This window comes from Methylobacterium sp. A54F (assembly GCF_053346035.1).
The window spans coordinates 1-290 of the sequence record NZ_JBKFBF010000188.1 but is presented as its reverse complement, the minus strand read 5'-3'; the positions used below and the strand labels follow the sequence as shown (position 1 = coordinate 290).

Sequence of the window (290 nt, the reverse complement as noted above, 5' to 3'; positions counted from 1 at the left end):
GCGCTCGCCTCCTCGCCGAGCTTCATGCTGCTGGACGAGCCCTTCGCGGGCATCGACCCGATCGCGGTCGGCGACATCCAGGACCTCGTGAAGCACCTGGAGCAGCGCGGCATCGGCGTGCTCATCACCGACCACAACGTCCGCGAGACGCTGGGGCTGATCGACCGCGCCTACATCGCCCATTCGGGCCGCACCCTCACGGAGGGGACGCCGGAGGAGACCGTGGCGAACGCCGATGCGCGCCGCCTGTATCTCGGCGAGGATTTCCGACTCTAAGCGTCGGCCCCTCG

1 pseudogene is annotated in these 290 nt (G+C 69.3%); it reads left to right on the top strand.

The features are described from left to right. Positions 1-276 (top strand): annotated as a pseudogene (locus ACLBXP_RS25910) (LPS export ABC transporter ATP-binding protein); the annotation flags it as partial. Positions 277-290: the final 14 nt, after the last annotated feature.